General features: G+C 37.8%; 19 protein-coding genes. 8 read left to right on the top strand and 11 right to left on the bottom strand.

Features of this window, described 5'->3' with window-relative positions; genetic code table 11:
• Positions 1–111: 111 nt before the first annotated feature.
• Together D0817_RS23905 and D0817_RS23900 are read right to left on the bottom strand one after the other, a co-directional pair.
• Positions 112–1,125 (bottom strand): zinc-dependent alcohol dehydrogenase family protein, encoded by a 1,014-nt coding sequence (locus tag D0817_RS23905; protein ID WP_127340857.1) that lies wholly within the window; start codon positions 1,123–1,125, stop codon positions 112–114.
• A gap of 188 nt (positions 1,126–1,313) precedes the next feature.
• Positions 1,314–1,709, bottom strand: a complete 396-nt coding sequence (locus D0817_RS23900) for a winged helix-turn-helix transcriptional regulator (RefSeq protein ID WP_127340856.1) — start codon at positions 1,707–1,709, stop codon at positions 1,314–1,316.
• Positions 1,710–2,022: 313 nt separating this feature from the next.
• On the opposite strand from D0817_RS23900, the gene D0817_RS23895 reads away from it, so the two are divergent.
• Entirely contained in the window at positions 2,023–3,774 is a 1,752-nt protein-coding gene (locus tag D0817_RS23895; protein ID WP_127340855.1) for an alkaline phosphatase D family protein, read from the top strand.
• Positions 3,775–4,064: 290 nt separating this feature from the next.
• Here D0817_RS23895 and D0817_RS23890 read toward each other — a convergent pair whose 3' ends face one another.
• Positions 4,065–5,354 carry a beta-helix domain-containing protein gene (locus D0817_RS23890; protein WP_127340854.1) on the bottom strand — a complete coding sequence of 430 codons (1,290 nt, stop codon included), beginning with the start codon at positions 5,352–5,354 and terminating at the stop codon, positions 4,065–4,067.
• A 587-nt stretch (positions 5,355–5,941) separates the two neighbouring features.
• Here D0817_RS23890 and D0817_RS26075 point away from each other — a divergent pair.
• Positions 5,942–6,382, top strand: coding sequence for a hypothetical protein (locus D0817_RS26075; RefSeq protein WP_193555371.1), 441 nt, complete (start codon positions 5,942–5,944; stop codon positions 6,380–6,382).
• 282 nt (positions 6,383–6,664) lie between these two features.
• The gene (locus tag D0817_RS23880) at positions 6,665–7,069 is read left to right on the top strand and encodes a ribonuclease E inhibitor RraB (protein WP_127340853.1); all 405 of its coding nucleotides are present in this window, start codon (positions 6,665–6,667) and stop codon (positions 7,067–7,069) included.
• 253 nt (positions 7,070–7,322) lie between these two features.
• Here the strand turns inward: D0817_RS23880 and D0817_RS23875 are convergent, their stop codons facing one another.
• Complete coding sequence (locus D0817_RS23875) at positions 7,323–8,279, bottom strand: AraC family transcriptional regulator (protein ID WP_127340852.1); 957 nt, start codon at positions 8,277–8,279, stop codon at positions 7,323–7,325.
• A 102-nt stretch (positions 8,280–8,381) separates the two neighbouring features.
• On the opposite strand from D0817_RS23875, the gene D0817_RS23870 reads away from it, so the two are divergent.
• From D0817_RS23870 to D0817_RS23855, 4 genes are all read left to right on the top strand, one after another.
• Entirely contained in the window at positions 8,382–9,680 is a 1,299-nt protein-coding gene (locus D0817_RS23870) for an amidohydrolase family protein (protein ID WP_127340851.1), read from the top strand.
• A gap of 161 nt (positions 9,681–9,841) precedes the next feature.
• Positions 9,842–10,249, top strand: coding sequence for a cupin domain-containing protein (locus tag D0817_RS23865; protein WP_127340850.1), 408 nt, complete (start codon positions 9,842–9,844; stop codon positions 10,247–10,249).
• A gap of 189 nt (positions 10,250–10,438) precedes the next feature.
• Positions 10,439–11,356: an alpha/beta fold hydrolase gene (locus D0817_RS23860; protein ID WP_127340849.1), complete on the top strand. Its 918-nt coding sequence runs from the start codon at positions 10,439–10,441 to the stop codon at positions 11,354–11,356.
• 65 nt (positions 11,357–11,421) lie between these two features.
• Complete coding sequence (locus D0817_RS23855) at positions 11,422–11,934, top strand: RidA family protein (RefSeq protein ID WP_127340848.1); 513 nt, start codon at positions 11,422–11,424, stop codon at positions 11,932–11,934.
• 147 nt (positions 11,935–12,081) lie between these two features.
• Here the strand turns inward: D0817_RS23855 and D0817_RS23850 are convergent, their stop codons facing one another.
• On the bottom strand, positions 12,082–13,542 hold the full coding sequence (locus D0817_RS23850) for a PAS domain-containing sensor histidine kinase (protein WP_238160942.1): 1,461 nt from the start codon (positions 13,540–13,542) through the stop codon (positions 12,082–12,084).
• A 265-nt stretch (positions 13,543–13,807) separates the two neighbouring features.
• On the opposite strand from D0817_RS23850, the gene D0817_RS23845 reads away from it, so the two are divergent.
• Positions 13,808–14,317, top strand: coding sequence for a response regulator (locus tag D0817_RS23845; protein ID WP_127340847.1), 510 nt, complete (start codon positions 13,808–13,810; stop codon positions 14,315–14,317).
• A gap of 138 nt (positions 14,318–14,455) precedes the next feature.
• Here D0817_RS23845 and D0817_RS23840 read toward each other — a convergent pair whose 3' ends face one another.
• From D0817_RS23840 to D0817_RS23815, 6 genes are all read right to left on the bottom strand, one after another.
• A complete protein-coding gene (locus tag D0817_RS23840) occupies positions 14,456–14,827 on the bottom strand; it encodes a SnoaL-like domain-containing protein (RefSeq protein WP_127340846.1) in 372 nt (123 codons plus the stop codon).
• Between the two features lie 174 nt (positions 14,828–15,001).
• Positions 15,002–15,829 carry an SDR family oxidoreductase gene (locus D0817_RS23835; RefSeq protein WP_127340845.1) on the bottom strand — a complete coding sequence of 276 codons (828 nt, stop codon included), beginning with the start codon at positions 15,827–15,829 and terminating at the stop codon, positions 15,002–15,004.
• A gap of 91 nt (positions 15,830–15,920) precedes the next feature.
• Positions 15,921–16,823: a helix-turn-helix domain-containing protein gene (locus D0817_RS23830; protein ID WP_127340844.1), complete on the bottom strand. Its 903-nt coding sequence runs from the start codon at positions 16,821–16,823 to the stop codon at positions 15,921–15,923.
• Positions 16,824–17,616: 793 nt separating this feature from the next.
• The gene (gene hxpB, locus D0817_RS23825; protein WP_127340843.1) at positions 17,617–18,300 is read right to left on the bottom strand and encodes a hexitol phosphatase HxpB; all 684 of its coding nucleotides are present in this window, start codon (positions 18,298–18,300) and stop codon (positions 17,617–17,619) included.
• Positions 18,301–18,716: 416 nt separating this feature from the next.
• Positions 18,717–19,124, bottom strand: a complete 408-nt coding sequence (locus D0817_RS23820; protein ID WP_127340842.1) for a helix-turn-helix domain-containing protein — start codon at positions 19,122–19,124, stop codon at positions 18,717–18,719.
• Positions 19,125–19,267: 143 nt separating this feature from the next.
• Positions 19,268–19,724 (bottom strand): SDR family oxidoreductase (locus D0817_RS23815; protein WP_127340841.1); only part of this gene is annotated, 457 nt, incomplete at its 5' end.

Genomic DNA, 19,724 nt, shown 5'->3' with positions numbered 1-19,724 from the left:
GTAACGCTGCGTGAAATCTAAAAAATGCTTCTAATTTGCTCTATATATTTTAAATAGCAGGGAAAAGGCATAAAAAAATCCCATTCCGTAAGAAATGGAATTTTTTTTAAATTAAAATGTGATGACAATTTTCCCAAAATGTGACCCGCTTTCAAGCCTTTTAAAAGCATCAATTGTGTCCTGAAATAAAAAAACCGAATCTATAACGGGATGAATTTTTTTTGCCTCGAGGGTTGCATTCATTCTTGAAAACATCGCTTTTGAGCCAACGTTAATTCCCTGTAATCTGACTTGTTTACTCATTAATTCTGCCGTATTGATATTTCCGGTTAGTCCGTCCATTATTCCTATGACTGAAATGGTTCCGTCTGGCGCAACTGCTGCTATAGATTTGTTAATGTGGTCACTGCCTACAACTTCTACGATGTGTTTTGCACCAAGTCCGTTGGTAATTTTCAGGACTTCATTTTCCCATTGCGGTACACTTTTATAATTGATTAAATGATTTACGCCCATTTTTTTAGCACGTTCTAACTTAGCATCGCTTCCGGATAATAAAATGACTTCTGCGCCTGCAGCTAATGCAAACTGCATTGAAAATAAGGATACTCCGCCAGTGCCTTGTATCAATACGCTGTCGCCGGCTTTTACATTTCCTTTTTCCATTAAACCGTGCCAGGCCGTTATGGCAGCGCAGGGTAGGGTAGCGGCTTCTTCATTGGAAAGATAATCAGGAATTTTAATTACTGCATTCTCTTTTAAAACAACAAATTCCTGTAACATTCCGTCACTGGCACTTCCGCCAAGAGAATTTAATAACTTCTCAGAAGATAAATTTCCATCCATCCAATTCGGAAAAAAGAGACCCGCAACACGATCATTTAAGGCCACTTCTGTTACCTGATTTCCAATTTCAACCACAATTCCTACACCATCAGAAACAGGTATCCTGCCCACTGGAGGTTTCCACTTATCAGTACCTTTAATAACCAGTAAATCCCTGTAATTTAAAGACACGGCTTTTATTTGTACCAAAATTTCGTCTGGCAACAGCTTGTTATAGCTTTTCTCTACCTGTTTTAAAGTTTCGATGCTGTAATTCTCAGATATTTGATATGCTTTCATAGTATTACAAAATGCATTGGGGAAAGACCAGGATCAGTTATTTTACTCTCTTTTTTTAATAAAATTAAGACCAGGTGGCCCAATGACAGTACAAATGTATTACTTAATTATAGCAGTTACTGACACGTGGTCCCATTGTGAGTTACTCATAAATTAAGGAGTATGTGCCATTACAGTCTTCGGGATTGCTATTTCACTTTTTTAGTGTAAGAAGCAGGCTGAATGCGAATTTCATAAGGAATATTAGCTTTACCCCAATCACAGAGCTCGTGTAGAACTTTAACCAACGTCAGTCCGCTATCCGTAATCCGATATTCCACCCGAAGCGGAACTTCGTTAAAAATTTCTTTCTCTATCAGTTTGGCTGTTACCAATTCATTTAAAACATTAGAAAGCACGTTGTCTGAAATACCGTTTAAAGATTCTTTTAAATTAGAAAACCTTGAAACGTCCAATTTTATAAGTACTAAAATTTCCGATACCCATCTCTTTCCTACTATACGAAGAACCTTGTTTAGCGTACATCTTTCATCAAGATAATATTCATTTAAAGTATTAGTGGAGTTCAGTTTCTTTTTGCTCATATACACAATATTTAGTAGCAGTCAAATAAGACAGTCAAAACAAAAATAATTAAAATTTTGCCAATGCACAGTATTAATTCAATCCCTTTTAAAACAATCAGGAGACCCTACTAAAATGGATTTATTCGCTGATTATTTTAAAAATAAGCAAGCCGTAATTTTATAAAAAAGGGTAAGTTCAGGTTTATAAATCTAAAACCGGATCCTAATTTATTATAGTAAATAGATTGTTAATACTAACAAAATGTAATAGTAAAAATGCCATAACCTGAGTGGTAAGATTAAATTGTTTTTTTGATATAAAAATTTTTTTATGGAAAACAACAATGATTTAGGCAGAAGAAGGTTTCTTAGAAATTCATTACTGGCTGCCGGAGGAATATTTATCGCGCCCCTTATTGAAAGCTGCAGTGACGATGATAAACCGGATAACAGCGGTGCGCCCGACGGACTGAAAAATGAAGGGTTTGAGACCGGAGTAGCCAGTTTTGACCCGACGGAAACCGGAGTGATTATCTGGACACGATATTCAGCAGGCTCAGATGCAGAAATTACCTGGGAGATCAGTAAGGATGCCGGATTTTCTGAAGTGATAAGAAAAGGGCAGGCGGGAGCATCATCTGCGAATGATTTTACCGTAGCGGTAGATGTTCAGAATATTGCTTCGAATACCAAATATTATTACCGATTTTATAATGCCAAAACCAAACAGGTAACGGTTACCGGAGAAACACGCACGCTGCCGTCTAAAACAGATGTTGTAAATGAGGTAAAAATGGCCGTTGTTTCCTGTTCTAATTTTCCGGCGGGACTTTTTAATGTCTATGGAGCTATTGCTTCTTCTGATGCCGATGTAGTGGTGCATCTTGGTGATTATATTTACGAATATGCGCCGGGACAGTACGGTACCAATCCCTTTACCAACCCGCTGGGCAGGGAACATAAACCGGCCAGGGAGATTACAAGCCTGAGTGATTACAGGGAACGATACAGACAATACAGAGGAGATAAAAACCTGCAGCTCCTGCATCAGAAAAAACCTTTTATATGTGTCTGGGATGACCATGAGTTTGCCAACGATTCTTATAAATCCGGTGCAGAAAACCACCAGCCGTCTGAAGGAGATTTTCAGATGCGAAAAATGGCTGCTTTTCAGGCCTACAGCGAATATATTCCGCTTAAAACGGGAAAGGATCTGAGAATTTACAGAAGTTTTAATTTCGGTACTATTCTTTCGCTGTATATGATGGATACCAGAGTGATTGCAAGGGATAAGCAGATGAGTTATGGGGATTATATTGATAATGCCGGAAACTTCGACCAGACAAAATTTAAAACAGATCTGTTAAGCACCAGCAGAAAATTAATTGGAAGCGAACAAATGACCTGGCTGGGATCACAGCTCAGTGCCGATACTGCCAAATGGAAAGTATTGGGCCAGCAGATCCTGATGACTAAAATGCTGATCCCTGCCGAGCTGCTGCTGCTTTTGAACCAGGTTCTGGCAGAAGTGGACTATTATGGGAGTGCACAGCCGGCCACGATGCAGGCGCTTACTGGTGCCATCTCTCAGCTTGTTGTGATTAAAATGAGACAGCAGCAAAATGATCCTTCTTTAACGCCTCAGGAAATTGCGAGGGTTACGACAACTTTGCCGTATAACCTGGATGCCTGGGATGGTTATTTTGTTGAAAGGGAACAATTGTATGCGATGCTTTCCGGAAAAAATGTGGTGGTTTTGGCCGGAGATACACATAATGCCTGGATGGGTAAACTTACGGATATGCAGGGGAAATTTATTGGTACTGAAATAGCCTGCAGTTCTGTTTCATCACCGGGACTGGAAGCGTATCTGGGCATTACGGCAGACCCGGCAAAAGCGGTAGAATTGGCGCAGGCATTTACGGTTCTGATCGATGATTTAGAATACGCAAATTTGTATAAACGAGGCTATACGTATCTTAAATTTACAGCATCCGGTTCTGAAGCGGAATGGCGATTTGTAGACAGTGTAACCACTGAAACGACCACTACTGTTACAGAAAAAAAATACACTATAGCCTAGTGGATCAGGAAGAGATGGAAAATTTTCCGTACTGCCCAACAATTATATCAATTGAAACTATACATTAAATAGGGGCAGGAGTAATCCTGTTCCGGTTTTTTATATCAGATGATCTATCGTGGTACGACTTTCAACAGCAGTGAACTTAGTGTTCGTTCACTTTTTGGAAATACTTGGCCTTCCATTTCCACACGAGACCCGATTTTAAAAAGAATGTTACATAAAAAAAGGAAACAGCACGTAAATGCTGTTTCCTTTTTTTATTTATTTTTTATGTGAAATACCGGGATCTATTTACCGCTTGAGGCAGTAATTTTACCTAACTGAAGTCTGTAATCCGGTCTTTTTGCATTAAACACGTCCACAAAAGTTTCTTTGTTCTCTGTGTGGGAATACACATTAAAAAAGATGCTGTTACCATACCAGTTTTCTAAATCTGTATTGTCAGCATTGTTTTCTTTAAAGATATTGCCGCTGCATTGATTAAAGAACATCTCTTCAAATTTGATTTTCTTTAGATTAGCGTCATTGATTTCAGTTTTGCTGTCTATAAGTACGGCAGGATTAAAACCTGACACTACACTTCTTTTTAATTCCAAAGAGGCACTTTCGGCAACATAAATAGCTTCTTTAACCAAACCTGCCTGAATGTCTGCTGTAATATTTTCGCTGTCGTTTAACATTGTCATGTTTGAAGCACTAACGAATGTGGCTTTTTTGGTAAAATCAGTTTCGTTTTTCTTTTCATATGTTCTTACTTCCAGACATCTGGAACCATCTTTATTGCTTGATAAGTAAGAGGATCTCACCGCTAATGAATTAAATAAACGGCACTGGATTCCCTGCGTAAATTTAAAATCATCATTAATAGATTTATAAGATACCAATTGAGCTGTGTTCACATCACCTCCGTAGAAAGCAAATGAATCACCGCCGGAGTAACTTACCATGATATTCTCTAAAATGGTTTTATTACCAACTCCTGCAACAGTCAATCCGTTAAAAGCATCCATTCCTTTTACTTTTTTACCGGCAAATTCGATACGTACAAATTTTAGTACTCCCGAATTTGAAGCGGGGTTGTTCCCTCCGTATACAGTAAGTGCAGGATCAAGATCCATACTGTAAGAACCGGCACTGCCAAATTTATTAATCGGGGCATCACCAAGAATTACCACGCCTCCCCAGTCACCTGCTTTTTTCATGCTTTGGTTTGAGGTAAAGATAATAGGGTCTGTTTCCATTCCCGCTGCCATAATCTGGGCTCCTTTTGTGATGACAAGAGTACCTTTTGAAACAGCGTCTCCGATAATTACGGTACCAGGCTCAATAGTGAGCACTGCATTGTTCGTTACATATACATTTCCCTGAAGGATGTATACATTTCTTTTCAGCAGTTTGGTATTTTCAGTAATATTTCCGGCTAAAATTTGGTTTGCATCTTTGGAATCGGACTTTTGAGGCTTAAATTCTGTCCAGTTATCCAGCCAGTTGCTGTATCCTATAATTCCTTTTTCCTGCTGTGCACTTGCGCCGGCCGCTGTAAGCAACAGGCAAATCATTAGAGTAATTTTTTTCATAGTTTGGGGCTATTAGTTATTATACCGTCTTTCGACATTCGGAAAACAATGAGATAAATTAACAACATTTTTTTCAATCTTCGGCAATAAATCTGAAAAAATATAGCAGTTAAAAAAAAATACAGCACAAATTGATCTGATGTCTGCTACAAATATAGACAAACAAGCTAGAGTCTGCGCGAGATTTACTCTTATTTAACATCAGAAAGACAAAACTTAACAGTGGGGCTAATAGTACTTTCTACCTATAATAAGTGCGGGCGCTGAAGACTTTGAATATTTATGACTGCATTCTTATTGATTACCAGAGAATTTGAATCCGGTATCAGTCAGTAAAGAAATGTATTGTGATAAATTATTCTGTATTAATTGTAAGTTTTTATTTATTTTTTAGGCAAAATGAATTTAGTTCGTGGGAAAAGCTGTGCTGTGGCGTCCCAAATGCTGTGTTTTGAAAGCTTAACATTGGAGAATATATTTTACCGTTACATTTGTTTACAATTTGATAACAATAAGGTAATCTTTTAGTTAAATGCTTGTTGAATTTGCGCGTGCAGGATCATTTTTGAATTAAAATATAAATAGCAATGAGCAAAAACAGCCGAAAGGAAAGATTGAATGATCAGCAAGACAATAACAATAATCATCAGGTAGTGCAGACTCCTGCTGTTTCTGAAATCCCGCCCGCAGAAATTAAAGAGACAGAAGTTAAAGATACTGTAGCTGAGGATTTAAAAATCAATACCGAAGAACCATCAAAAGAAATTTCTGAAGAAAAAGGAAAATCAGAAAAGAATAAACTTAAAATCAATAAGATGAAGGAAAAAGAAAAAGAGAAGAAGCAGTCCGGAAAGAAAAAGGAAAAAGCTAAAAAGAACAAGAAAGATAAAAAGGCAAAATTAAAAGCAAAGGCAAAAAAGAAAGACAGGGCCCAAAAAGCGAAAAATAAAGCCAAGACAAAGAAAATTGCAAAAAAGAAGGCAATAAAAAAAGCGAAAAAATCTAAGTCAAAAAAAGGTAAGAAATAAGACGTGGCCCTTGCGAAAGCAGGGGCTTTTTGTTGCTATGCCAAATCTGTTTTTAGATAAACGGGAGTTTTACCTGTAAATTCTGTGTTATTAAAAAAAAGTAAAAACACCCTCTGTTTTTATCAAATCGTAAATAAAAAGACATAATAGACTTCCTGCTTCCTGCACGTGGCATCAGCTGAAATGCTATGTTAAGTTTATAACAGTGTGGACTATCGGATTCGATATTTACCTATTTTTGTTTTTAAATCTATAATTGTAAACTACAACAATCAACTAAAAATGGAAATCTTAAGTTTTTTAAAGCCTAAAAAAAAGAAGCGGTTTGTTTCTGAAAATGATTTTATTGCCAATCAGGATAAACAATTTCGACTTTCAATAGAATCACTTGTACAACTGCGTGATGGCGGGGTTGAAGAAGAAGATGAATTAAAAATTGATTATTTCTTTTATACGGATACTTTGGAGAAATCCGAAAAACTGGAAGAGGAAATCCGTAAATTAGGTTACATTGTCAATCATGGAACTGCTGCGCATGACAAAAGCCTTTTTGTAATATCAGGCAGAACCACAGCAATCAAAATGATGCATGAAACTTTAAGGGAATGGATTGGAGAAATGTGTGATCTGGGATACCAGTACGACTGCAGCTTTGATACCTGGAAAATTGTGGAAGAATCAAAATAAAGTAAAAGGCTTTATTAAGACATTCCAATAAGGAAGGGGCTCGTTTTATTTTTTAACGTTGTACAGATCTATATACAATACCATTTATAGCAATAGGTAATTAAAAATATACAATTCAGCACAGATGATCTGATACTGTATATGTTTACTATTTTTAAAATTACCTGTATCTTTCCGTATACTCAGTCAACCGGGGGCTTGGGTAGGCTTCAGCTGTGGAACAAGGGTTAAAACGATGCTTGATGGTATACCTCTATTTTATTTTTTGAAATGATTTTGGTTTCGTTCCGATATGTTCTTCAAACGCTTTGGCAAAGTGACTTAGATTCGAAAACCCCATCTTAAAGCCAACTTCTGAAACAGTCATTTTATTTTCTTTTAATAATCGTGCCGCTTCCTTCATTCTGAACTTTTGGTAGTAGCTAAACAAACTGTCCCCAAAAATCTGTTTAAATAATCTTTTAAACTTCGATTCGCTCATTCCAATTTGTGAAGCCAGTTCCTTTATAACCGGAGGTGCCGCAATGTCATTCAAAATCAGGTCTCTCACTTTATAAATTTTCTGGACATCGATTTGGTTCAGCGCGTGCGTAGTTTGGTTTTCCCTTTTAAAAAGTTCTTTTAAAGTCAGGCATATTAATTCCTCGGCTTTAATTTTAAAAAAGAAATCATTCAGCGAAGGCGGAACGTCAGCCTGGATAATTTCCATTGCGACCTGCTGAATTTTTGGCGAAAGCAGTTCTTCAAATAAAACCGACTGTTCACTGGTAATAATATTTCTGAAAATTTCATTGTCAATATTCAATCCCAGCGTTTTTGCTAATCTATCCGAATCGATTCCAATAAAAATAGAATTGAATTTAGTTCTGCCGGGATAAAAGGTTTCGATATTAAGTTTTCCTTTAAAAATCTGCATAGAAGGAAGATCCCCTGAATATTTGTCTTTTGAGTCGGCATCGGGAAAAATGTTGTTAAAAGAAAATAGTATACGGTTCAGTGTATTTTGGCCTCCAAGCCTTTTCGCAAGCACATTGTCATTAAACTCATAAAAACGTACCAGCATATTTATGGAGTTGTCTAATCTAAATCCCCTCAGATATCCTTTCCCTTTATTCTCGGGTATTACCAGTATTCCATTTTTTACTTCCGTGTCTAATAAACTGGCGAAACCTGCTAAAAAACCGAATTCTTCCTTTAAATGTAATTCCATTTCTATGACCTTTTAGAGTTATTATTGTGTCAAATGTAGCTATTTTAATCCCTATTGACTAGATAAATTTGTCAAAAGAAAATTAATTTAAATGATTCAAAAATGACTACCACTAAAAGTAAAGCCATCATAAATGCCAAAGTATTTGACGGCATAAATGTAATTGGTACAAAAAACATTGTATTTACTGACGGAATAATCACTTCAATTTCTGATGAATTACCGCTGGATGTTGATGAAATAATTAACGGTACAGGCTGTACTCTTCTGCCGGGACTCATAGATGCCCACGTCCATACATCGGTTGAATTTTTAAGAGATGCCTTAAAATTCGGTATCACCACCGAGTTGGAAATGATGGGAGGTTTTACTCAAAAAGGGCGTGATACACAGTTAAAGGGGATTACAGATGCAGCTGATGTTCGTTCCGCCGGTATGGGTCTGACGGCTCCCGGCGGGCATCCTGACGAACTGATTCCTAAGGGCGATGGCATTCCGGAATTTGTTTTAAAAGAAATGGAGAAAATGAGTGAAGAGGAAAAGGCCATTTTTATAGCGGCCCATCAGGCTCAGCAAGAAGAAGAAGAATTAGGACCCGATGTTACTTCACTGGAAGGAGCGATAGATTTTGTTAACCGCCAGGTAAATAATGGTGCTGATTATTTTAAAATAATGATTGAGGAAGGAACCGTAATGAATGCACCGGGCTTGCCTGTTATTGAAACCAGGGTGTTAAAAGCAGCGGTAGAGCAAGCCCATAAATTAGGTAAAATTGCCATAGCCCACGTTTTAACAGCCGAAGCGGCAAAAACAGCAGTAGAAATTGGTGTTGATGGCCTGGCACATTTATTTATTGACAGACCTGACTGGACACCCGATCTTATAGAATCTATCGCAGCCAAAGGAATTTTTGTGACACCCTGCCTGGTATTAAATTCATCAATCATAGGAAATTCGGCCTGCCACGTTGCCCATGATGAAAGAGTGGAAAGTAAATTGAATGAAGACTGGAAAATGACAATGTGCTCTTATTTTAATACGTTTCCGGAAGGCAGTATGGCAGATAACTTTAACAATGTGAAGGATTTGCGCGATGCCGGCGTAGATATACTTGTGGGGACAGATGTATCAGTACCGATGCCTCATTTAGGAGGTCTTGCACATGGTGTGAGTGTTCATCATGAAATGCAGCTGCTGGTAGAAGCCGGATTAAGTCCGATTGAGGCACTAAGATCTGCGACATCAGTAACTGCCAAAAGATTTAATTTATCAGACAGAGGAATAATTGCTGAAGGAAGGAGAGCTGATTTACTGTTAGTTAGTGGTGATCCTACCAGTACTATTTCTGATTCTCTTTCTATAGTGGGCATATGGAAAGAAGGGGAAGCTTACCATAGATAGCCTTGCGGGATTTTATAATCCATAAGAATTAGAACTCGACTTTTGTCCATTTCATTTCTCCTTTTGTCCATTCGGGCTCTATTATCATTTCAATGCACGTGATGCCTTGGTACTTTTGACAGAGAAAATTAATAAAAACAACAAATTAATACAATTAACACATGAAAACTTTAAATTTTGCATCAACTACAGTTTCTGCCCTTAGCTTTTTAGCATTGATTATTACAAGTACTGCTGCTGCCCAGCAATCAGGAATAAAACGTACTGACTTACAGCGGTATGACCTGAGTGTTCCGGGATACGAAACAGTTCAGGCCCGCATCGATTTTGATGCTCATACCGCTTTTGGAAAACACTCTCACCCGGGTGAGGAGGTTATTTATGTCCTTGATGGCCAACTAGAGTATGAAGTTGAAGGGCAGTCTCCTGTTACCTTAAAAGCGGGAGAAGTGCTTTTTATCCCGGCAGGCGTAGTTCACTCTGCACGAAATAACAGCCATGCAAAAGCTTCGGAGCTGGCAACTTATATAGTGGAAAAAGGAAAACCGGTGCTGGTAATGAAAAAGTAAAACCGTAGTGATGTGCCGGACGCTATGATAAAGTCAGCGGCTAATAAAAAGCTAGTATTATAACTAAAATTTATAATTGTAAAAAATTATTAATTTGATTTATAATCGCAAAAATATCAATTTTGCTCTGTCAATACGAAATAACAGCAGTAAAAATCAAAAGCTAAAATAAAAATTAAAACCAAAAGAATGAAAACAAATTTAAAAACAATCGCAGCAACAAGTGCAACAATTTTTTTATTAGCAGTATCAACTGTCTTCTCTCAAAGCCAGAGAAAACCAGCAAGCTTAGGAAGAGAAGAATATATTGAAGTAGAGAAAAATGTAAAACTGCATGTAACAGATTTAGGTGAAGGAAAACCGGTCGTACTGATTCACGGATGGCCGTTGAGTGATGCCATGTACGAATACCAATATGCAGAACTTATCCAGAAAGGCTACCGTGTTATCGGAATCACCTTAAGAGGTTTCGGACTGTCAGACAAACCGGGTGGGGCTTACAACTATGATGTGTATGCAGATGATATCAAAGTGATCCTGGACAAGCTTAAAATTGAAGGAGCCACCATCGGCGGATTCTCTATGGGAGGTGCGACGGTGATTCACTACGTTGCCAAATACAATGCAGCCCACGTTTCAAAACTGGCTTTATTTGGTGCAGCAGCTCCCTTATGGACCAAAAGGGCAGACTTTAACTATGGTTTCTGGACCAAAGAAGATGTAAACGGCCTTATTGCCCTTAATAATACCAACAGACCACAGTTGTTTGAGAATTTCGGAAAAATATTCCCGGCCAATGAAACAAGTGTATCTGCAGGACAAGCTGCATGGCTTGGAACGATTCAGGCACAGGCTTCTCCATATGCAATGGGTGAGTCTATGAAAGCACTTCGTGATACCGATTTGAGAGAAGACCTGAAAAAAATCAAGATTCCAACTCTTATCCTTCACGGCACACAGGACAAAATTTGTTCTTATGAACTGGCGGAACAAATGCACAAATCAATTGCCAATTCTACTTTGGTTCCATTTGAGAAAAGCGGTCATGCATTGTTTATTGAAGAGCTTCCAAAATTTAACGCCGAATTAATTAAATTCTTAAAATAAATAAAACAAAAATCAGGGAAGCTGTCTTTTTAAGATGGCTTTCTTTTTTTTAAATCTACGAAACAATGAAAACGATCGTAACGCTGGCACTACTAGTAGTGAGTTTAAATTTATCGGCTCAGACTCCGGAGCAAAAATTAAAGCAGTCCGGAATTTACTTACCACAAATACCGGAATCCCTGGGCAGCTATGCGGATATGGTACAAACCGGAAATCTCGTTTTCCTTTCGGGAAGAGGACCGCTTAAAGCAGATGGAAAGTACATTACCGGAAAGGTAGGGAGCGAACTCACTACTGAGGAAGGTTATCAGGCTGCAAGGTTAACAGCCATAAATCAGCTGGCGGTACTTAAACGTGCTTTTGGAAGTCTGGATAATATAAAACGAATAGTAAAAGTAAACGGTTATGTAAATACAGACGACTCGTTTAGGGAACAGTCAAAAGTAATGAATGGTTTTTCTGATTTATTAATTGAAGTGTTTGGCGAGCAGGGCAGGCATGCGCGTAATTCTATAGGCGTATATACCCTTCCGCAGAACATGGCGGTTGAAGCAGAAATGGTTGTCGAAATGAAATAACTTCGGAAGCAATGGCTCCTTTCAGATCCTAATCATTAAAGATTTGATCCGTTTTTAAGTGAAGCTTACCAATTATATAATAGGGATAAAAAAAGCTCTAAATCAGCGATTTAGAGCTTTTAAGTTGTCAAAGTGGTTAATGTACTTCTATATATTTTTGTTAGCTTGTTTAAGGGGGAGGGTAACTATAAATTCAGCACCATTTTCTTTTTCTCCTGTAACCATTATAGTTCCATTGTGCCTGTCAACTATCTTTTGGCAAAGGGCAAGTCCAATACCATTTCCCTCGTATTCATTCTTGGAATGAAGTCTTTCAAAAGCAGTAAATATTTTTTCTGCATAAATAGGATCCACTCCGATACCATTATCTTTGAAGGAAATTTCAACAGATTCAACCGAATCGATATTTTTTACAGTCGATGTAATACTAATTCTCGGAGGCTGGTTGGCTTTTGTGAATTTCATTGCATTTTGGATAAGATTATAGAAGAGCTGCTGAATTAGAATAGCTGCTCCCTCAATTTCCGGAAGATCATTTACAATCAGAATAGCACCTTTTTCTTTTATGATAAGTTCAAGATCGGTCCTGATGTTCTCTACGAGATCGTTTAAGAAAATCAATTCCACCGGCTGACTGCTTTTGTCAATAGTAGAATAGGAAAGCAGCCCTTCGATTATACATTGCATACGATGGGCAGAATGGGCAATTTTGTTTAAGTGCATAACAGAACGGTTCGGTAACCGGTTTGCAATCTCATTTTGTAAGAAGTCATTGAAGATTTTAATTTTCCTGACCGGTTCCTGAAGATCATGGCTCACCACATTGGCAAAATGCAGCAGATCATCATTCGATCGTCGGAGTTCCAGGGTACTTTCTTCGATCTTTCTTTTCAGTTCTACTTCAAATTCTTTTTGATCATGTATATCCTGCACAACTCCAAAGATGGTTGATGGATTACCCTTTTCATCTTTTACGATTTTTCCAAAAACCTTAATCCATCTCACGGAGTTGTCTTTCTGTATAATTCTGGCTTCGTAGCAGACTACTCCGTTTTCAAGGGCATCTCTGTGAGCTTTTTCCCGAAGTTCACGATCCTCCGGATGCAGTTTTGCTACCAGTGCGTCTATAGTAATTTCAGAATTAACGGACCAGAGCTTTTTAAAATTCTCAGAAGTTTTAATCCTGTTTGATATAAGGTCGATTTCATATGTTCCCATTCCACAGGCTTCGATAGCCATCTCAAGCATTTCATCGGAATTTACTATCTGACTTCTTACTTCATGTAATTTAGTTACTTCTGTACAGGTATGTACGACGCCATAAATAATTCCTTTTTCATTGCGAAGCGGCGTAAAATTATAATTAAAAAAAAGTGGTGTCCCTGTTCCCTTTATAAGGATGTCAAGTTTTCTGTCGCTGGCCTGAAAAGGTATTCCTGTTTTCATTACCCTTAGAATTTCCTCGCTAATCGAATCATTCTGAAAATCAGCAATGCTATCGGCGATTTTTTTTCCAATAATCTGCTTGTCCTTATTCCATAAATTGAGCATGGCGGGATTAGCAAAGGAAATTACTAAATCGTCAGTACAATAAACTGCAGTTGGCACTGGAGTATGTAATAATATATCTTGTAGAAAAATTAAATTATTCGGCACATCTCTTAGCTTTATGGTTTATGCTAAAATAGTGTGCTGTGCAAAAAGTTATGTTATACAATTTAGTACTAATGATTTCACAACTTCAACATAATTAATCTTCTAACGGTGATGTTCTGTGAATGTTAAATAATAAATATATAGTAATATTATTGCCTTGCCGAAATTTTAGTAAGCATTAATATAGTACTTTTGGTGATTGTAAAACCGCTTTAATATGACAAGCTCTAAAAATTCAGACGTGACTTCTAGTGAACCAGAAGAAAATGAGTCAGTAAAAATTATATTGGCTGAGGATGACAAGGACGATCAGGAATTATTTATGGAGGCACTTAATGCAACCAAAGTCCCTTCTGAAGTTATTACGGTAGAAAACGGGGAGGAACTGGTTAACACCCTGAAAGATCCTGCTGAATCAAAACCTGATATTGTTTTTATAGATATAAATATGCCCGTTAAAGGGGGCAAGGAGGCACTGGCAGAAATAAAAAGCGATCACGAACTTAAGGAAATTCCAGCGGTTATGCTTTCCACTTCCAATCATCCCAATGATATTGAAGAGACTTTTAAAAAGGGAGCAAGCCTCTATATACAAAAACCAAGCTCTTTTACCGGCTTTATTCTCATTCTTAAAAAAGTATTCATTCTACACTGGACGAAAGCTTTAATTAATCCGGTAAAAAATATATTTTTTGTTTCAGAAAAAACGGTATCCCGTGAGGATTAAATGATCGCTCTTTTATCGTGTAGTAGCCAGCAGAAGTGTTAGTTTGAACTCAAGTAAAGCTACTACATTACGGTATGAAATGAGAAAGAGTTACATTAATGAATTAATATAACTCTTTTGCTTAAGAGGCTCGAAAAATCAATAAAAAAATTGTTCGAAAACTATTTTGCCTTCCTGTACTTTATATACACAGATTTCATCCGTTGTGAATCTGTCTCTTCCTTTGAATGTCATATCAGCTGACCACGACACCGTAAAGTATTCGCCGGCGATCACGGGATCTGAAATAACACGTCCATGAACCTGCTCCACTAAAGATTCAAATAATTCTGATTTTTTCAAAATTTCCTGCAGTCCTTCGACCGTTTTTGGCAGTAGAAAATCATTGGCTTCTACGCTGACGCAATTATCGGCATAGAATTGTGTTTGTACTTCATAAAATTTATCCTGACGGCAAAGTTCTATAAATTTGGCTGCAACTTCTTTTGTTGTTAAAATTGTTTCTTTCACTTTAAATTGATATTTATTTAATATTATTATTTAAGGTGGCAAAGTTAGGGTATTGAACTTACCATAGGATAGTAGTTTCCCAAAGGAAAGCGCTTACTTTTAGGAAAGTTTCTTTATAAATACAGTCAGCTGCCCTCAAAAGGACAGCTGACTGTATTTTTATTTGATTGTCTATCATTCCTTGATTTCCGAAGACATTGCAAGTTCCTTTTGAGCGTCTAATTCTTCAAGTCTTGAAACTAATGATGCCCTTATGTGGGTATAGGCATCGGTTCCCATTGTCAGGCGTCGGGGCGCCGGAGTAATTTCAGTGGAATCAATCATAGCCTGAACGGTTATATTCACATCTCCTTTTACAGGAAAAGCACCGCTGTAAAATGCCCTGCGGATATCTCCGGCAGGTGTAGCGTCGTAAGCTTCCATAATAGGCGCTGTAACCATTCCCGTGCCAAATGATGTTCTGTGGGCGCCTGGCTCTACAATAGTAACTCCGATATTAAATGGAGCTACCTCCTGCAGTACTGTTTCGCAAAAACCTTCCATTGCCCATTTTGTAGTATGGTAAAAGCTGAAATTGGGATAGGTTGTCTGCCCGCCTGCAGAGGAGAGCTGTAAAATTCTGCCGCCTCCCTGTGAACGTAAATGGGGAAGTGCTGCGCGAATAACTTGTATTGACCCTGTAATATTAGTTTTCAGCTGCTGCTCAATCTGCTCATCACTCGCTTCCTCAACCGAGCAGAACAGTGCATAACCCGCATTGTTTACAATTACGTCAATTCGGCCAAGATCTGAGAATGCAGTATTTACAATCTCCCGGACTGATTTGCTGTCGGTAACATCTAAAGTATAAACGTGAAGCCGCTCCGGGTATTCCTTTTTCAGATCATCCAGTACGTTGGCTTTTCGCACTGTTGCTGCAACGGTATGTCCCTGCTGTAATAATTTTTCGGTAAGTATTCTTCCAAGACCGGTTGACGTACCGGTAATAAACCATGTTTTCATAAAGTAGATTTTTTAGTGCTTTTTAACTTTACAAATCTACTTTGCTGAAGAATCTAATGACGGACGTATTTCAAACCAGTTCAGACGTAAATCAAACCGTTTGCCTAATTACTGTAGGTGCCTGACCTGTATATTTTTTAAAAGCCTTTGCAAAATGTGTAGGCTCATCAAAGCCCAGACTGTAGCTAATCTGGCTGACTGTCCAGTTTGAATGCAGCAGTAAAGCGCGTGCTTCCTGCATAATTCGCTCTGTGAGCAATTGAGTAGTAGTTTTACCGGTAGTGTTTTTTAAAGCGCGATTTAAATAGTTGGTATGTACTGCCAGTTTATCTCCGAAAGCCTGCGGGGTGTTAAGGGCAATTTGCTGCTGAGGCGAAACAACCGGAAATTGAGATGCCAGCAGGATTTTAAATGATTCAGTTAAATTTTGTGCAGCATTTTGACGACGCACTTCTGTTTCAGGCTCTAGTTTTAAGGCTTTGTGAATACACTCCAATACATATAAAAACAACAGATCATATTTGTTTTGGTACGCTGACTGCTGCTCTTCAATCATTTTTAAAAACAATACTTCAAATTGCTCTTTCTGATCTCCGTTAATCATAAAAACAGATTGTGCCCCGGTGCCAAATACTTTCAAATCTGCCGGGCGCTGGTATGTATGCATGGGAAGAAAATCATCTGTAAACATGCAGGCATAACCACTACAATGGCCGCTGTAAATTTCCCAGCGGTATGGTAATTCACTATTGGTAAAAATCAGGGCATATTCACCGGGATTAATTTCATATTTACGGTCGTGGTAAAAATACGCTGCATGACCTGTGACCAGTGAGATCTTATAGAAATCTTTTCGGCTGTATACTGTCGTTGCTTCAAGGCTTTCAGCAGAAAAGTCATCTAGCCTTACGGTTACAAAATGGCCACCGGCAGAATGTCGCTGCGCAATTAGGTCAGAGGTAACATAATCTGTTATTGTCTGCTGTGTAATCATATTGCAAAAATACTAAAAAAGCGCTAACAGGTAACGGGATATCTGGTGAGGCTTCTTCTAATAAAATGATTACGGAGAGAATGTTGTTGAAATGAGATGGCTAGACAATATTTATATTTAGGTTTCAACCATGGCAGCGTAGTGCATTTTCCTAAGACAAATTATCTCAATACGTTTCCCAAGGTTGAAACCCTGGGCTATATTTGAAATACAACATAAAAAAACCCGTTGAAATGAGATGGCTAGACAATATTTATATTTAGGTTTCAACCATTGCAGCGTAGTGCATTTTCCTAAGACAAATTATCTCAATACGTTTCCTAAGGTTGAAACCCTGGGCTATATTTGAAATACAACATAAAAAAGCCCGTTGAAATGAGACGGCTAGACAATATTTATATTTAGGTTTCAACCATTGCAGCGTAGTGCATTTTCCTAAGACAAATTATCTCAATACGTTTCCCAAGGTTGAAAACCTGGGCTATATTTGAAATACAACATAAAAAAGCCCGTTGAAATGAGAAGGCTAGACAATATTTATATTTAGGTTTCTACCATTGCAGCGTAGTGCATTTTCCTAAGACAAATTATCTCAATACGTTTCCCAAGGTTGAAACCCTGGGCTATATTTGAAATACAACATAAAAAAGCCCGATAGCCCGGAAATTCTTTCCGTGCCGTTGGTTTATTAATAAAAAACGGCGCTCTCCGAAGTCTTCGCACGAAAAGCTGCGCAATTTCGAAAGCGTTCGGGATTGCGCAGTGTAAAGAAAAACACTTCGGAGAGCGGGCTTTATGACAAGGAAGAATACCAGCTGCTAATTTCTGTCGAGTCTACTTGCTCAAAATTTTGGATAACAAACTCAGCTATACTCAGGTCCGTATCATTATTTCCATTTGTAAAAGCCACTATTCTCATGCCGGCCCTTTTAGCGGCGAGCATTCCTGAATACGAGTCTTCTACAGCAACACAGTGCATTGGATTTACATCAAGTTTTGCACACGTAGTTAAATATACCGAAGGATGGGGTTTCCCGTTTGTTTCGAAATCCGAAGAAGATATGGCATCAAAATACTGCGTCAATTTTAGCTTTTCCAAAACAACGGGAATGATTTTGTCAGGTGAATTTGTAGCCAGTCCTATTTTGTATCCCTGGTCTTTGATTTTTTTAATGAAATTCCTGATTCCTTTTATTTCGCAATTATCATTTTTAATCAGTTCAATAACGCGTGAAATAACCAATTCCTCCACCTGCTCAAGGCTGATATCTTCCCATGAAAATCTGCTTTTCCAGAATTCAGTAACTTCTTTAGTAGTCATTGCTTTTGTAATAGCTGCCAGATCCTCTGTAACCGTAACACCAAGGGAAGAGAAGACTTCAAATTCAGCCTTTTGCCACAAATGCTCAGAGTCAATAAGCACGCCATCCATATCAAAAATAACAGCCTTTTGTACTGAATTAAAATTATCGCCCATTTTCTTTTTGTATCACTTAAGTTTCGAAGAATATTCTTTTTCAAATTTAGCAATTTTTCTATAGATTAATAGCCGGCTATAGCGTATGGCATTTTTCAGTGCTGCCGGGATACATTTTGCAGTATAAAAAGTAATTTGCAATGATTTTACAGAAGTATTGAACTAAAATTTAACCCGCTCTTCGAAGTGTTCTCATGAAAAGCGGCGCAAATGTCTCTGACGGTTTAATTTTAAAGTCAGAGACTTTATGAAGTCTCTGTTTTTCAATTATATTTGTTTAAAACGGTGCATAGTCAGTCCCGAAGGCTTTCGGGATTGCGCAGCGTAAGAACACTTCGGAGAGCGGAGGGAGCAGGTCTAAAACAAAAAAGAGACTCGAAAGTCTCTTTATACAGTTAATATATCTTTATAAACAATTATTTACCAATCAATTTTTCAAGCCTCACCATCATCTCCTCTTTCTCTTTTAACATACGCTCGTATAAAGCAATCTTTTCTTCATGAAGCTGGATTAATTTGTCGATCGGATTAACATTAAATGTTGCACTATGACCTGTATTTAAAAAAGCTCCGTTATCGAAAGTATTAGAAATAACATTTATCGCCTGTTCTTCATCAAAATTCTGAAAAGCTTCCACAGGAATTTTTAATACAGCCGAAATTTGTTTCAGCAGGCTGTCTTCAATTACATCTTTTTGCTCCAGCATAGAAATTTTCTTTTGGTTCCAGTCTGCGCCCAGATCATAAGCTAATGCTTCCTGCTTTATGTTAAGCATTTCCCTGAAACGTTTTACGTTTTTTCCCTGATGTATTTTCTGTTCCATAACGAGTATCAATTTTTCTACAGGCTCAAAGATAAAGCGATTTTGATTAAAAAAACCTGAATTTCAAAGATAAAAAAATATCCCGTACAACATTCTTTTTTGTAAGATATTATATCTGTTTTCCGAATAGCAAAATTTTTTGATTACATTGTATTTAGAATTCCTCCATCTGCCCGAACACATGCGCCATTTGTGGCTATTGAAAGCGGACTTGCAATATAAACCGCCAGTGCAGCTATCTCTGATGGTTCGATAAAACGCTGCAGTAGGGAATGTGCATTTGTCTGCTGTATAATGGCACTTTTCATCTGCTCTATTTCTATATTTTGTGCCGATGCAATTTGTTCGATTGCAGCAGCAACTCCGTCAGAATAAGTTGGCCCTCCCAAAATTGTATTTACGGTAACTTCAGTTCCTATTGTCAATTTTGATAAACCATTGCTTATTGCAATCATGGCTGCTTTGGTCATTCCGTGCAAATTCCGGTTATATTGATCACCCCATTCCGTTTTAAAGTGAGCACCTGATTCCAGTTCAAAATGACCACCTAATTCCGGTGCAAAGTGAGCACCTCCGTTTTGATTAAAAACTATATTTTTT

Source organism: Flavobacterium cupreum, assembly GCF_003996965.1.
In the GTDB taxonomy this organism is placed as follows: Bacteria; Bacteroidota; Bacteroidia; order Flavobacteriales; family Flavobacteriaceae; genus Flavobacterium; species Flavobacterium cupreum.
This window is presented reverse-complemented; position numbering and strand designations above follow the sequence as displayed.

Coding starts and splice junctions, on each gene's coding strand:
- D0817_RS23905 (WP_127340857.1), bottom strand. CDS start 1,125: ATGAAAGCATATCAAATATCTGAGAATTACAGCATCGAAACTTTAAAA.
- D0817_RS23900 (WP_127340856.1), bottom strand. CDS start 1,709: ATGAGCAAAAAGAAACTGAACTCCACTAATACTTTAAATGAATATTAT.
- D0817_RS23895 (WP_127340855.1), top strand. CDS start 2,023: ATGGAAAACAACAATGATTTAGGCAGAAGAAGGTTTCTTAGAAATTCA.
- D0817_RS23890 (WP_127340854.1), bottom strand. CDS start 5,354: ATGAAAAAAATTACTCTAATGATTTGCCTGTTGCTTACAGCGGCCGGC.
- D0817_RS26075 (WP_193555371.1), top strand. CDS start 5,942: ATGAGCAAAAACAGCCGAAAGGAAAGATTGAATGATCAGCAAGACAAT.
- D0817_RS23880 (WP_127340853.1), top strand. CDS start 6,665: ATGGAAATCTTAAGTTTTTTAAAGCCTAAAAAAAAGAAGCGGTTTGTT.
- D0817_RS23875 (WP_127340852.1), bottom strand. CDS start 8,279: ATGGAATTACATTTAAAGGAAGAATTCGGTTTTTTAGCAGGTTTCGCC.
- D0817_RS23870 (WP_127340851.1), top strand. CDS start 8,382: ATGACTACCACTAAAAGTAAAGCCATCATAAATGCCAAAGTATTTGAC.
- D0817_RS23865 (WP_127340850.1), top strand. CDS start 9,842: ATGAAAACTTTAAATTTTGCATCAACTACAGTTTCTGCCCTTAGCTTT.
- D0817_RS23860 (WP_127340849.1), top strand. CDS start 10,439: ATGAAAACAAATTTAAAAACAATCGCAGCAACAAGTGCAACAATTTTT.
- D0817_RS23855 (WP_127340848.1), top strand. CDS start 11,422: ATGAAAACGATCGTAACGCTGGCACTACTAGTAGTGAGTTTAAATTTA.
- D0817_RS23845 (WP_127340847.1), top strand. CDS start 13,808: ATGACAAGCTCTAAAAATTCAGACGTGACTTCTAGTGAACCAGAAGAA.
- D0817_RS23835 (WP_127340845.1), bottom strand. CDS start 15,829: ATGAAAACATGGTTTATTACCGGTACGTCAACCGGTCTTGGAAGAATA.
- D0817_RS23830 (WP_127340844.1), bottom strand. CDS start 16,823: ATGATTACACAGCAGACAATAACAGATTATGTTACCTCTGACCTAATT.
- hxpB (WP_127340843.1), bottom strand. CDS start 18,300: ATGGGCGATAATTTTAATTCAGTACAAAAGGCTGTTATTTTTGATATG.
- D0817_RS23820 (WP_127340842.1), bottom strand. CDS start 19,124: ATGGAACAGAAAATACATCAGGGAAAAAACGTAAAACGTTTCAGGGAA.